Source organism: Paractinoplanes atraurantiacus, assembly GCF_900215205.1.
Classification (GTDB): Bacteria; Actinomycetota; Actinomycetes; order Mycobacteriales; family Micromonosporaceae; genus Actinoplanes; species Actinoplanes atraurantiacus.
On sequence record NZ_OBDY01000001.1, the window covers coordinates 658,739 to 670,866 of the forward strand.

General features: G+C 68.1%; 11 protein-coding genes and 1 pseudogene. 6 read left to right on the plus strand and 6 right to left on the minus strand.

Translation table 11 applies throughout. The features are described 5' to 3' along the window. Window positions 1-3: 3 nt before the first annotated feature. A complete protein-coding gene (locus CRP55_RS03085; RefSeq protein ID WP_097317885.1) occupies window positions 4-1,740 on the minus strand; it encodes an acetyl/propionyl/methylcrotonyl-CoA carboxylase subunit alpha in 1,737 nt (578 codons plus the stop codon). A 34-nt stretch (window positions 1,741-1,774) separates the two neighbouring features. Between CRP55_RS03085 and CRP55_RS03090 the strand changes: the two genes are divergently transcribed. Genes CRP55_RS03090 through CRP55_RS03100 form a run of 3 tightly spaced genes read left to right on the plus strand, consistent with a single transcriptional unit; the run spans window position 1,775 to window position 4,059 of the window. Further along, window positions 1,775-2,329 carry a PadR family transcriptional regulator gene (locus CRP55_RS03090; protein WP_342751511.1) on the plus strand — a complete coding sequence of 185 codons (555 nt, stop codon included), beginning with the start codon at window positions 1,775-1,777 and terminating at the stop codon, window positions 2,327-2,329. Between the two features lie 28 nt (window positions 2,330-2,357). Next, a complete protein-coding gene (locus CRP55_RS03095) occupies window positions 2,358-3,302 on the plus strand; it encodes an ATP-binding cassette domain-containing protein (protein ID WP_097317887.1) in 945 nt (314 codons plus the stop codon). Between the two features lies 1 nt (window position 3,303). After that, on the plus strand, window positions 3,304-4,059 hold the full coding sequence (locus tag CRP55_RS03100; RefSeq protein ID WP_097317888.1) for an ABC transporter permease: 756 nt from the start codon (window positions 3,304-3,306) through the stop codon (window positions 4,057-4,059). On the opposite strand, the gene CRP55_RS03105 is transcribed toward CRP55_RS03100, so the two are convergent. The 5 genes from CRP55_RS03105 to CRP55_RS03125 form a co-directional block, all read right to left on the minus strand. Continuing rightward, on the minus strand, window positions 4,056-4,691 hold the full coding sequence (locus tag CRP55_RS03105; protein WP_245922754.1) for a Maf family protein: 636 nt from the start codon (window positions 4,689-4,691) through the stop codon (window positions 4,056-4,058). The two genes, CRP55_RS03100 and CRP55_RS03105, sit on opposite strands and share 4 nt — an antisense overlap. A 64-nt stretch (window positions 4,692-4,755) precedes the next feature. Continuing rightward, window positions 4,756-5,895 carry a type VII secretion-associated serine protease mycosin gene (mycP, locus tag CRP55_RS03110; RefSeq protein ID WP_097317889.1) on the minus strand — a complete coding sequence of 380 codons (1,140 nt, stop codon included), beginning with the start codon at window positions 5,893-5,895 and terminating at the stop codon, window positions 4,756-4,758. 4 nt (window positions 5,896-5,899) lie between these two features. Then, complete coding sequence (locus CRP55_RS51935; RefSeq protein WP_143234375.1) at window positions 5,900-7,321, minus strand: hypothetical protein; 1,422 nt, start codon at window positions 7,319-7,321, stop codon at window positions 5,900-5,902. Beyond that, entirely contained in the window at window positions 7,321-7,749 is a 429-nt protein-coding gene (locus CRP55_RS03120) for a hypothetical protein (protein WP_097317891.1), read from the minus strand. Before CRP55_RS03120 ends, CRP55_RS51935 begins: the two co-directional genes overlap by 1 nt. Before the next feature lie 104 nt (window positions 7,750-7,853). Next, window positions 7,854-8,051, minus strand: a complete 198-nt coding sequence (locus tag CRP55_RS03125; RefSeq protein ID WP_097318713.1) for an acyl-CoA carboxylase epsilon subunit — start codon at window positions 8,049-8,051, stop codon at window positions 7,854-7,856. A gap of 101 nt (window positions 8,052-8,152) precedes the next feature. Between CRP55_RS03125 and CRP55_RS03130 the strand changes: the two are divergent. From CRP55_RS03130 to CRP55_RS03135, 3 genes and pseudogenes are all read left to right on the plus strand, one after another. Then, window positions 8,153-9,412: pseudogene (locus CRP55_RS03130) on the plus strand (serine/threonine-protein kinase); the annotation flags it as partial. Window positions 9,413-10,066: 654 nt separating this feature from the next. After that, on the plus strand, window positions 10,067-11,851 hold the full coding sequence (locus CRP55_RS55975; RefSeq protein ID WP_342751519.1) for a serine/threonine kinase C-terminal domain-containing protein: 1,785 nt from the start codon (window positions 10,067-10,069) through the stop codon (window positions 11,849-11,851). 54 nt (window positions 11,852-11,905) lie between these two features. After that, window positions 11,906-12,121: a hypothetical protein gene (locus CRP55_RS03135; RefSeq protein ID WP_097317892.1), complete on the plus strand. Its 216-nt coding sequence runs from the start codon at window positions 11,906-11,908 to the stop codon at window positions 12,119-12,121. Window positions 12,122-12,128 lie beyond the last annotated feature (7 nt).

Consider the following 12,128-nt stretch of genomic DNA (forward strand, 5'->3'; position numbering starts at 1 on the left):
GGGTCAGTCGATGGTGCAGACGACCGCACCGGCGGTGACCGTCTCGCCGACGGCCAGGGACAAGCCCGACACCGTGCCCGCCTTGTGCGCCTGCAAGGGCTGCTCCATCTTCATGGCCTCGACCACGACGATCACATCGCCCTCGGAGACCGTGTCGCCGTCGGCCACCGCGACCTTGACGATCGTTCCCTGCATGGGCGCGGTCAGGGCGGCTCCCCCGGCCTGAGTGGCCGCTTTGGTGGCGCGTTTCTTGGCGGGCGCCGCCTTCTGCGCCGGCCGGCTCGTCAGGAGCTGGGAAGGCAGCCGGACCTCGATCCGCTTGCCGCCGACCTCGACGACGACGGTCTCGCGCTCCTGCGGCTCGTCGCCCACGGCCGGGGTGGTGAACGGCTCGACGCCGCCGGCCCACTCGGTCTCGATCCAGCGGGTGTGCACGGTGAACGGCTCGCCGGTGAAGGCCGGGTCGCGCACGACGGCCCGGTGGAACGGCAGCACGGTCGCGATGCCCTCGACCACGGTCTCGTCGAGCACCCGCCGCGAGCGCTCCAGCGCCTCCGCGCGGGTCGCCCCGGTCACGATGATCTTCGCTAGCAGCGAGTCGAAGTTGCCGCCGACGACGCTGCCCTTCTCGACGCCGGCGTCGACCCGGACGCCGGGCCCGAGCGGCCAGGCCAGCTCCGTCACCTTGCCCGGGGCCGGGAGGAAGTTGCGACCCGGGTCCTCGCCGTTGATCCGGAACTCGATGGCGTGGCCGCGCGGCGTGGGGTCTTCAGAAATGTCCAAAGTGGCGCCATCAGCGATCCGAAATTGCTCACGCACGAGATCGACGCCGGCCGTCTCCTCGCTCACCGGGTGCTCGACCTGGAGCCGCGTGTTCACCTCGAGGAACGAGATCGTCCCGTCCTGCCCGACCAGATATTCGACGGTGCCCGCGCCGTGATAGCCGGCCTCGCGGCAGATCGCCTTGGCGCTGGAGTGGATCGAGGCGCGCTGCTCGTCGGTCAGGAACGGCGCCGGCGCCTCCTCGACCAGTTTCTGGTGGCGGCGCTGGAGCGAGCAGTCCCGGGTGCCGACGACGATCACGTTGCCGTGGGTGTCGGCCAGCACCTGCGCCTCCACGTGGCGGGGCCGGTCGAGGTAGCGCTCGACGAAGCACTCGCCGCGCCCGAACGCGGCCACCGCCTCGCGGGTCGCGCTCTCGAACAGCGACGGGATCTCCTCGATCGTCCGGGCCACCTTGAGCCCGCGGCCGCCGCCGCCGAACGCGGCCTTAATTGCCACCGGCAGCCCGTGCTGCTCGGCGAACGCGATGATCTCGCCGGCGTCGGCCACCGGCTCGGCCGTGCCCGGCACGAGCGGGGCGCCGGCCCGCTGCGCGATGTGCCGGGCCGTGACCTTGTCACCCAGGTCGCGGATCGCCTGCGGGGTGGGACCGATCCAGGTCAGCCCGGCGTCGATCACCGCCTGGGCGAACTCGGCGTTCTCGCTGAGGAAGCCGTAGCCCGGGTGCACGGCGTCGGCGCCGGCCCGCCCCGCGATCTCGATCAGCTTGTCGACGCGCAGGTACGTATCGGCGGCGGTCTCTCCACCCAGCGCGTACGCCTCGTCGGCGAGCCGGGCCGGTAATCCGTCCCGGTCACTGTCGGCGTAGACGGCGACGCTGGTCAGCCCGGCGTCCTGACAGGCCCGGATGACCCGGACGGCGATCTCGCCCCGGTTGGCGATCAATACCTTGCGCACGGGCTGAGCCTAGCCGGACTTTTATGCTGAAGAGGTGTCCGCTACGCGCATGATGATTCTCGGCCTGGTCCAGTGGATGCAGCCGGTGCACGGTTATGACGTCCGCCGCGAGCTTCTGAGCTGGAGCGCCGACAAATGGGCCAACGTCCAGCCCGGGTCGATCTACCACGCGCTGCGCAAGATGACCGAGGAAGGCCTGCTCCGCGAGGTGGTGACGGAACAGGTGGGCGCGCGGCCGGCCCGGACGACGTACGAAATGACCGAGAAGGGCGACGCCGAGTTCCAGGCCCTGCTCCGCAAGGAGTGGTGGAATCTCGCGCAGATGACCGACCCCTTCATGGCGGCTTTCTCGTTTCTGCCGGCCCTGCCTCCGGAGGAGTCGGCGGCTGCCCTGCGGAACCGGGCGACCCAGCTTCGTGCGGCCGTGCAGCAACTGGAGGCGGCGATGTCGGCCGACTGGGCGGACAACAAGCCGATCTACGTGAGCTGGATGTGGGAGCGCAGCGTCGCCATCTGGGAAGCGGAGATCGCGTGGTGCGAGCGGACCGCCAAGCGTGTGGAGACTGGTCCCATAATCAAGTTTGACTAGTAAAACTTGATCGTCGTAGGCTGCCCGCATGATAGAGACTCGCGGGTTGCGCAAGTCGTTCATCTCGCGCCAGGGGCGCGACAAGAAGACCGTCGAGGCCGTCCGCGGCGTCGACCTGGAGGTGGCCGAGGGCGAGATCTTCGGCTTCCTCGGCCCGAACGGGGCCGGCAAGACCACCACCTTGCGAATGCTGGCCACGCTCATCGAGCCGGACGGCGGCACCGCCACGATCGCCGGCGCCGACCTGCTGGCCGACCCCGGCGAGGTGCGCCGCCGCATCGGATATGTCGCACAGGGCGGCAGCACCTGGGACGACTCGACCGCGCGGGAAGAGCTGGTGCTGCAGGCCCGGCTTTACGGCATCGGCAAGGCCGATGCTCTGCGCCGGGCCGAGCGGGTGCTCGAGGGCTTCCAATTGAGTGAGTACGCCGACCGCAAGTGCAAGACGTATTCGGGCGGCCAGCGACGTCGCGTCGACATCGCGCTCGGCATCATCCACGAGCCCAAGGTCGTCTTCCTGGACGAGCCGACCACCGGACTGGACCCGCAGAGCCGGGCCCACATGTGGGACGAGATCCGACGGCTGCGCGCGGAGGGCATGACCGTCTTCATCACGACCCACTACCTCGACGAGGCCGACGCGCTCTGCGACCGCATCTCCATCATGGACAACGGCGAGATCGTCGCCTCGGGCACGCCGGCCGGCCTGAAGAGGGAGATCTCCGGCGACGTGGTCCGGGTGGGCCTGCCGGTGGACGCGGTGGCGGCCGCGGCGCAGGCCCTGACCTCCTACAAGCTGGAGACGTACGAGGACAACGTGCGCCTCTACGTGGAGGACGGCGCCGTGGCGATCCCGCAGATCCTGCGCGCCCTCGACGCCGCGTCGGTCCCGCTCGGCACGATCGAGCTGCACCGGCCCAGCCTCGACGACGTGTTCCTGACCAAGACCGGCCGATCGCTGCGGGAGAACTGACATGAAGCTGCTGCGCGACACATCGCTGATCTTCAACCGGCAGATGCAGCTACTCCTGCGCAACCCGGTCTGGATCTTCGTGGGCGTCTTCCAGCCGGTCATGTACCTGCTGCTGTTCGCGCCCCTGCTGAAGCCGGCCCTGCAAGTGAATTCGAACGCCGAGGCGTACGAAATCTTCGTCCCCGGTCTTCTGGTCCTGCTGGCCATCTTCGGCGGCCTGTTCCAGGGCTTCGGCCTGATCGCCGAACTGCGCGCCGGCGTGATCGAAAGGTCGAGGGTGACACCGGTGAGCCGCCTGGCCCTGCTGCTGGGCCGCTCGCTGCGCGACGTGGTGTCCCTGATCGCCCAAGCCGTGATCATCACGCTGCTCGCGCTCGTCTTCGACCTGCGCGTGTTTCTGCCCAACCTGCTGCTGGCGTACCTGATGCTGGCCTTGATCTCCTTGATGACCTCGGCGGTGAGCTACGGGGTGGCGCTGGTGGTGAAGAGCGAGGACGCGCTGGCGCCGCTGATGAACACGGTGGCCCAGCCGGTGCTGCTGCTCAGCGGCATCCTGCTGCCGTTGACGTTCGCGCCGGGCTGGCTGCAGGGCATCGCGGACTGGAACCCGTTCTCGTGGGCGGTGAACGGCACGAGGGCCCTGTTCCGGGGTGATCTGGGTTCGGCGGACGTGTGGCAGGGCCTGCTCATCATGGCCGTGCTGGCGGTGGCGGCGGTCGCGTGGGCGGCGCGGGAGTTCGCCCGGAGCGTTCGCTAGCCGGTTGTCGTCGCCGGCTTCCACAGGGCGATGATCGGCACACCCATTTCGGCGAGGAGCGTGCGGAGCAGGGGCAGGGACAGCCCGATGACGTTGCCCGGATCCCCTTCGATCCGGTCGACGAAGGCTCCGCCGCGCCCGTCGAGGGTGAAGGAGCCGGCGACGTGAAGGGGCTCGCCGCTGGCCACATAGGCCTCAATCTCGGCATCACTGATGTCAGCGAAATGCACGGTGGTGGTGCCGACAGCCTCGGCCTGCTTGCCGCTGACAAGGCTGGTCAGATGATGCCCGGTGTGCAGCACACCGGACTTGCCGCGCATGCGAAGCCAGCGTTTGGTCGCTTCTTCGGCGTTGGCCGGCTTGCCGAACACTTCACCGTCGAAGGCAAGAACAGAGTCACACCCGAGAACCACAACACCAGGGTCGGCGTTGAGCTGGGCGGCGATGGTGCGCGCTTTCATACGGGCCAGGGCAAGACAGAGTGAGTACGCGTCCTCGGCCTCGACAACCGACTCGTCCACCCCACTGACCATCACATCGGCTTCAATCCCCGCCGCGGCAAGAAGCTGCCGCCTAGCCGGACTGGCCGACGCCAAAATCAGCCGATACGCGATGTCCTGTTCCTTCTGCACGCCCCGAGGCTACAAGTCAAACACCCCCGAAAGCACCACACGGCACGGCGTTTCCCCCGCAGACCTAGAGACCCCCACGCCGCCGCCGAAGCAGAACAAAGGCAAGAACGCCACCAAGAGCCACCACGGCAGCAATCCCGCCATACACAAGCCCTCGCCCACCGCCACCCTCGTCACCGCCCGCTTGGGCGGCCCCCACAGCACTGACGGTGGGCGCAGGAGCAGCCGTCACAGCACTAGAAGCCGCAGCACTAGGCGACGCGGACGCTTCCCCTGCAAGAGGCGGCACAGTGGCGGTAAGCGCCTTAACAAGATTCAGCCGCCCAAACCCACACTCGTCGTCCCGCCCAGGCGCCCCGATGTCATCAGCAGTAGCCGTAATCCGATGAACGACTTCTTCAGCCGAAAGCTGAGGAAATTTGGCCCGAACAAGCGCAGCGGCTCCTGAGACTATGGCAGTTGCTGCGGAAGTGCCACTCGTATCGACGTATCTTCCCTGCGTTTGGGTTGTGGTGATATCAACGCCCGGTGCGCATAACTGAACCCTAGGTCCTGTAATTGAGAAGGGAGCGACCTTCCCGTTGCGACCGGTTGCCCCGACTGTCAGTACGCCGTCGATTGCTGCCGGGTAAGCCATGATTGCTTGCTTGCTTTTATTCCCTGCGCCGGCGACGACTACTATGTCGTCAGAGATGGCTGTGTGCACGGCATCGGCCAAGTCGAATGCAGGACCTGTTTCCGCGGAAATGTTGATGACCTCGGCGCCGTTTTGCGTCGCCCACTGGACGCCCTTTGTCATGGTTTCGGCGGGCATGCTGTTTCCACGATTAGTGATCTTCACTGGAAGGATTTTCGAAGAAGGGGCTATTCCCAAAACCCCATCGCCACCCCTGCCGTGTGCAGCAATGATGCCTGCCATGCTCGTTCCATGGCCGTCCTGGTCTTTGCGTCCATCGCCACCGCCTGGGGCGAGATTAACTCCAGCTTGGAGGTTGCGTCGGAGATCGGCGTGAGGGTAAACGCCGGTATCTATGACCGCAATCGAAATCCCTGCACCTTTGGAGATGGAATGCGCCTTGGAAATTTCCAGACTTCTTAGATGCCATTGATCGTTTCGGAAACTGTCCGCACTTGCAGGACGCGCTGAGATCGTAATAAACGCTATAACGGCGACGACTCCAGCGGCGCCGAACTTTGTTAGCATAGCTTTAGTCGAGTCCTATCGCGGGCCCCGGGTCAATCTTTCGATCACGTGGCGGCATGACTACGGGATCGACCCCTTGTGCTGTAACCCAAGGATTATCTGGATCCCAGCGGGAGTCTTCAGGTTCGCTGCGCCGAGCTGACGTGCGCCCGCCAGCTTGACCGTATGGGCCGCCGAAATTGCCCGATTGTCCGGCGGGAGGTATCCCTTGATTGCGCAACCCGTTCGCTCCGGTGGGGCCATTCGGGCCACCGATTATTCCACCCACAGGATTCACTCTGGCAGGCCCCGACCGAACGCCGCCTGGCTGGCCAACACCCATGGTCGGAGTGCTGCCGATCAAACCGCCAGGAGGCATCACGTGTACGCCGCCCGTCCCGGCGGAGCCCGGGCGGACAAGGCTCTCACGCGGCAAATTGGTGCTACGGGCGGGGCTGGTTCCTGTCGGTGGAATGGTCGACGTTCCACCGGAGGTGAAGGGTGTACCGGCAACAGGGGGCAGCAGGCCGGGCGAAGTAACTGGTCCCGATGGACCGCTCGGCAGCGGTGAAGGAGTCGGAGTTGTGATCGGTGGCGGCGGAGCCTGGGGGTTCGTTCCGCCCAAGATGAGCCCAGGTTGTTGGCTGAGACTTGGGGACGCGGCTGCGGGTGGTGCTAATCCCGGCGATGTGAGTCCTGGCGGAGTCGCCCCGGTCGATGTAGGCCCAGTCGTTGGGAACGTAATCGATGGTCGCGAGGAGCGCGAGGATTCGTCGTCGCTTACAAACGCCGGCGTGATCGGTGGGATCGGGGGTGCTGAATATGTAGTCCCGTCATTCGGGGAGTTATTCTCGTCGATCTTGTTCGAGGGTTGGTACAGCTTCGGTGTTCGGATGCTGACCTGGGCCAAGGCCAAGTCGCTGCTTACGGTGCTTAGGAGGGCTGCTGCCTTTTGGCGTAGTTCCTCCTGGCGGCCGTCTGCGACAGGGGGCTTTTCGGTGGGGGTCAGGCCTGGGTCGGCTTTTTGGGCCTGCAGCTGTTGGGCGTTAAATGTGGTCAGCAGCTGGGAGTTGTTCGTGTACTCGTCGTAGATGGCCTGGATGTCTTTCTGGGCCAGGCTGATCGACAACGTGGCTGAGGCGAAGGCGTCGTGGTTGGCCAGGGCCGCCTCGTACGTCTCGTCCAGGTTTTGGATCAGTTCGTCGAGGCGGGTCAGGTACGCGAAGGCGGCCTCGTTCTTTTCCGGCGGCCAGACCGCGGCGAGGTTGTCCCGGTAGTTCTGGACCTGCCAGCGGTGTTCCGTGATGAGGTCGGCCGACTGCTTCCAGCCGGTGAGCAGCTCGTAGTGCTTCGCCGTGTCGGGGCCCTGGATCCGGGTCTGCATGTCCGGCACTGACATCGCGTACCAGTTGGTGCCGCCTCCGCCTCCGCCGTCTGCCACCAGCATCAGAGGTCTCCCTCGGCGATCGTGGTCTCGGGTACGCCGTACTTGTCGAAGGCCTTGTCGACGTCGCTGACCTTGGCGTGGGAGAAGGCGTCGGAACCTGCGTATTTCTTGCTGATGTCGGCGGCGGCCGACGCGAAGCCCTGGGTGCCGTTCGCGTAGTTGTACACGTTCTGGTGGGTGACGTCCTGCGCTTCGCGGTGGGCCGTCAGGAACGAGGCCAGCTCGGCGAAGGAGACGTGCACGGGCTCCAGCGGGGTGCCCATCGAGGCGGAGACGCTCTCGAGATGGGGGGCGTAGCTGTCCTTGACGTTGGCGGCCAGCTTGGCGGCGAACTGCTCCATCGCCTGGATGTCGGCCTCGATCTGGCCGAAGTCGGTGGTGCCGTAGTCGCGCAGCCACGCGGGGCCCAGATCCTCCTCAGGAATCATCGTCATCCTCCCCCGAAGATCGGAACAAAACCGGACCGGCGAGGGTGAGCGTAGTCGGTTGTCGCCAGCCTCGGGGGAGCCTGTGGACAGTGACCGATGATGATCTAACGGGGTTGCGCCGAGGCGCGCCAGGACGCCGGTCCCATCGATGGCCGTGCGGCGCGCGTCCACGCCGACGGGGTGGCCGGTGGCTGCTCCCCATTTATCGCACTGGATGCCGCGGCCAGTACCGTGACCAGCGCGGCCAGCTCAAGATCGGTCGGTTCGCCGCGCACGACGCTGACCAGCGGTTCCGTATCCATCGACCGAGCGTACGACGTGACCAGGGAGATCCGGTGACACGTATCCCACACTCGGCTGATCGATTCGCTGTGGCTCGACAGGACCGGGTATTTTCTCCGTGATGTCTTCCTCGCCCCCGCTCATCGTCGCAGACCGTTACCGGCTCGTCGCGCCGCTCGGTCAGGGCGGCATGGGCCGCGTCTGGCGGGCGACAGACGTCGTCCTGCACCGGGACGTGGCCATCAAAGAGCTCGTCCCGCCGCCCGGTCTGACGCCCGGCGAGCGGCAGGAGATGCGTGAGCGGTCGCTGCGCGAGGCGCGCGCGATCGCCCGGCTCAACAACATCAACGTGGTCCGCGTGTTCGACGTGCTGCGCACCGACGCCGACCCGTGGATCGTCATGGAGTACGTGCCCTCGCGCTCACTTCAGGACACGCTCGCCGCCGAGGGGCCTTTCAACTCCGTACGCGCCGCCGAAATGGGCCTTGGTGTTCTCAACGCCCTGCGTGCCGCCCACCGGGCCGGGGTCGTGCACCGCGACGTCAAGCCGGGCAACGTGCTGATCGGCGCCGACGGCCGTGTCGTGCTCACCGACTTCGGCCTGGCCACCGTGCCCGGCGACCCGAACGTCACCCGCACCGGCCTGGTGCTCGGCTCACCGGCGTACATCGCTCCCGAGCGTGCCCGCGACGGCTCGGCCGGCCCCGCCGCCGACCTCTGGTCGCTCGGCGCCACGCTCTACGCGGCGGTCGAGGGCGCCTCGCCGTTCGCCCGTCCCTCGGCCATCGCGACCTTGGCCGCGCTCGCCACCGAGAACCCTCCTCCGGCCCGCAACGCCGGCCCGCTGAAGCCGGTGCTCAACGGCCTGCTGCGCAAGGACCCGGCGCACCGCATCAACGCCGAGGAGGCCGAGCGCCTGCTGCTGCGCGCCGCCGGCCGCCGCGGCAAGCTGACCTTCCCGATGAGCCCGACCATGCGCCGCCCGGGTGTCGGCCGCGACCGCACCGGCCTGCCGAACACCGGCACCACGCCCGTCGTGCCCGGCCCGCGCCCGCCGGTCCGCCCGACCAGCCCGCCGCCGCAGCCTCCGGTCGTGAGTGGCCGTCCGGCGGCCGACAACGGCCGGCCGCCGATCTTCACCCCGGGCAAGGCCACTGTGGGCCGTCCGGCGGCCGAGACGCCGACACGTGTCGATCGTCCCGCCGCCAAGCCGCCGCCGCGCACCGACCCTCCCAAGACCGATAAGCCGCGCATCGACGCGACCCGGGTCGACGGTCCTCCGGTCAGAGACGACAAGACCGCTTTCATCAGTACGCGTCGTGGGCCGGCCCCCGACACCACGCGTCCCGACGGCCCTCCGCCGCGGACGACCCGTGCCGGGCACGCGGGTTTCACCGCGGCCGACGTGGCCGCCGCGCGCCGGGGCAAGCCGGCCGCTCCCGCGAACGACGCCACCACCGTGGTCCCCAAGCCGATGCCGGCCGACGCGACCACGGTCATGCCGCGCGTGGTCGGCAAGCCGGCCGACGCCACCACGGTGGTTCCCCCGCCGAAGACGCCGATCGACGCCACGACAGTGGTTCCCGCGCCCAAACCACCGGTTGACGCGACCACGGTGATTCCCGCGCCCAAAAAGCCGGTCAAGGCTCCCGCGAAGAGCACGCCACCCGCCGCGCCTGATTCCAGGACAGAGCTTTCCGCGTACGCCGAAAAAGCAGTGACCGGGAAGCCGAAGACCGAGCCGCAGGCCGAAGCGACGAAGAGCGCGACCCCGGACGAGGCCGTCGAAGCCGGCACGCCCGAGGCCGCGACGAGCACTTCGGAGCCGAGCACCGCAAAGGCCGAGCCATCCGTGGAGGCCGAGTCGGCGGCCGGGTCCGCGGCGGCTGCGGGGGAAGCGGCGAAGCCGGCCGACACGGTCGCGAAGGATGCGATCGCTGCCGATTCCGGCGCGACGGTTGCGGGGGATGCGCCCGCGGCGACGGTGGAAGAGCAGCGGGACGCCGGGACGGCCGAGACGAGGTCCGGGGCCGGGATGTCCGCGCCGCCGGAGAGAGTCGAGGCCGCGGCAACCCAGGTCGACGCCGACGCCGCGGTCGAAGACTCCGAAGTCGCCGGCGCGGCCACCTCCAGCCCCGAGGCCGGAGGCCCCACGTCTGAAGACCTGTCGGCGGACGCCCTCGCCGCCGAGCCGGAGGTCACGGCCGCGGAAAAGCCGAAGGTGCCTTCGGCGGAGAAGTCGGCCGCTTCGGCCGTGGCCGGCTCGGCCGTGGCTGAGAAGGCCGTCGCTGAGAAGGCCGGCGCTGATAAAGCTGCGGCGGACAAGGGTCCGGCGGACGGAGCTGCGGCGGGCGGAGCTGCGGCGGACAGAAACGCGGTGGACAAGGCTGCCGCGAACAACGCTGCCGCCGAGAAGGCGGCGGACGAGGCTGCCGCGAACAACGCTGCCGCGGAGAACGCGGCGGCCAGGACGGCGGCGGACAAGGCGGACAAAACTGCCGCGGAGAAGGCTGCCGCAGACAAGGCGGCGGCGGACAGGGCCTCGGCCGACAAGGCTGCCGCAGACAAGGCGGCGGTTGAGAAGACTGCTGCGGACAAGGCTGCGGCTGAGAAAGCGGCGGCTGAGAAGGCTGCCGCAGACAGGGCGGCAGCTGAGAAGGCTGCCGCGGACAAGGCTGCCGCGGACAAGGCTGCCGCGGACAAGGCTGCCGCGGACAAGGCTGCCGCGGACAAGGCTGCGGCTGAGAAGGCTGCCGCGGACAAGGCTGCGGCTGAGAAGGCTGCCGCGGACAGGGCTGCGGCTGAGAAGGCTGCCACGGACAGGGCTGCGGCTGAGAAGGCTGCCGCGGACAGGGCTGCGGCGGACAAAGCTGCCGCGGACAGGGCTGCCGCGGACAGGGCTGCCGCGGAGAAGGCTGAGGCTCTGGCTGCGGACAAAACGCCCGGAAAGCCCTCCGCCGATCAGCACGCCACCAAGGTGGTCGCCGGCCTGGCCGGCGCCGACGCTGACAAGACGGCTGTTGCCGGGATGATGCCGCCGCGGCGTAAGAGCTCCGACATTCCGCCCGTGCCGGGTGTGAGCCGCCCCAACCGTCCGGCGTGGACTCCCATGCCGGTCACGCCCTCGTACTCGAGCAGCCCGGGCATCACCGTCTTCGGCACCCGGCTCACCTACCGCCAGGCCGCCGTCGGCTTCGGCGTGGTGCTGCTCATCGTCGTCCTCGTCGTCGTGCTCGTCGTGCAGGCCTTCGGCGACGACGACAAGACCGACCCGAACGCCGCCGCCCCCACCACCTCGGCCGCCGCTGCCGCCCCGCCCGGTTCCGCGCCGGCCAGCGCCGCCGCCACCAAGCCCACCAAGGCGCCGGCGACCTCCGCCGCGAGCGCGCTGCCCGCCGGCTGGACGCTGTTCACCGACCCCACCGGCTTCAAGATTCCGCGGTCGCCGGACGCCTCGCGCAAGGTGACCGGCAACGGCGTCGAGTTCAAGTGGAACAACCGCCTGCTGATCGTGTCGCAGACGACCAGCCCGCAACCCGACGCGTATAAGGACTGGGTCGAGCAGGAGAAGGACCGCGCCGGGAGCATCACCGACTACCAGAAGGTCCGCATCGACCGGGTCACCGGCTACTTCAAGAACGCCGCCGACTGGGAGTACTACTACACGACCAGCACCGGCAACCCGCAGCGCGTGGTCAAGCGCAACTTCGTCGTGAACGACCACCAGGCGTACTCACTGAACTGGTATGTCAGCCCCGACGACTGGGACGCGTCGCAGGCCCAGCTCAAGGCCATCTACGCGGGATTCAAGTCGAAGTAGCGTGAATCGCCGGGTGAATGGGTAGTTCACGTCGTATCACCGAGGAGGTGCGACATGAACTGCCGACGGTACGGCAGTAAGCCCACCCTAGGACTGTGGGTGCTGATCGGGTTCGCGGATCTGGTTGTGCTGACCGTGACCATCGGCCCCCTCGCCATGTTCGCCATCATCGCCCTGCTGGCGGTGTTCGCCGGCGGCATCTACGCCGCCCGCACGCTCACCAAGCGCGCCGAGGTCCCCGCGAAGGCGGTAGTGCGACGTCGCGCATAGCGTGATC

Excerpts from the sequence above, each read along its gene's own strand:
- CRP55_RS03095 (WP_097317887.1), top strand. The coding sequence starts at position 2,358 with ATGATAGAGACTCGCGGGTTGCGCAAGTCGTTCATCTCGCGCCAGGGG.
- CRP55_RS03100 (WP_097317888.1), top strand. The coding sequence starts at position 3,304 with ATGAAGCTGCTGCGCGACACATCGCTGATCTTCAACCGGCAGATGCAG.
- mycP (WP_097317889.1), bottom strand. The coding sequence starts at position 5,895 with ATGCTAACAAAGTTCGGCGCCGCTGGAGTCGTCGCCGTTATAGCGTTT.
- CRP55_RS51935 (WP_143234375.1), bottom strand. The coding sequence starts at position 7,321 with ATGCTGGTGGCAGACGGCGGAGGCGGAGGCGGCACCAACTGGTACGCG.
- CRP55_RS03120 (WP_097317891.1), bottom strand. The coding sequence starts at position 7,749 with ATGATTCCTGAGGAGGATCTGGGCCCCGCGTGGCTGCGCGACTACGGC.
- CRP55_RS03125 (WP_097318713.1), bottom strand. The coding sequence starts at position 8,051 with ATGGATACGGAACCGCTGGTCAGCGTCGTGCGCGGCGAACCGACCGAT.
- CRP55_RS55975 (WP_342751519.1), top strand. The coding sequence starts at position 10,067 with ATGTCCGCGCCGCCGGAGAGAGTCGAGGCCGCGGCAACCCAGGTCGAC.
- CRP55_RS03135 (WP_097317892.1), top strand. The coding sequence starts at position 11,906 with ATGAACTGCCGACGGTACGGCAGTAAGCCCACCCTAGGACTGTGGGTG.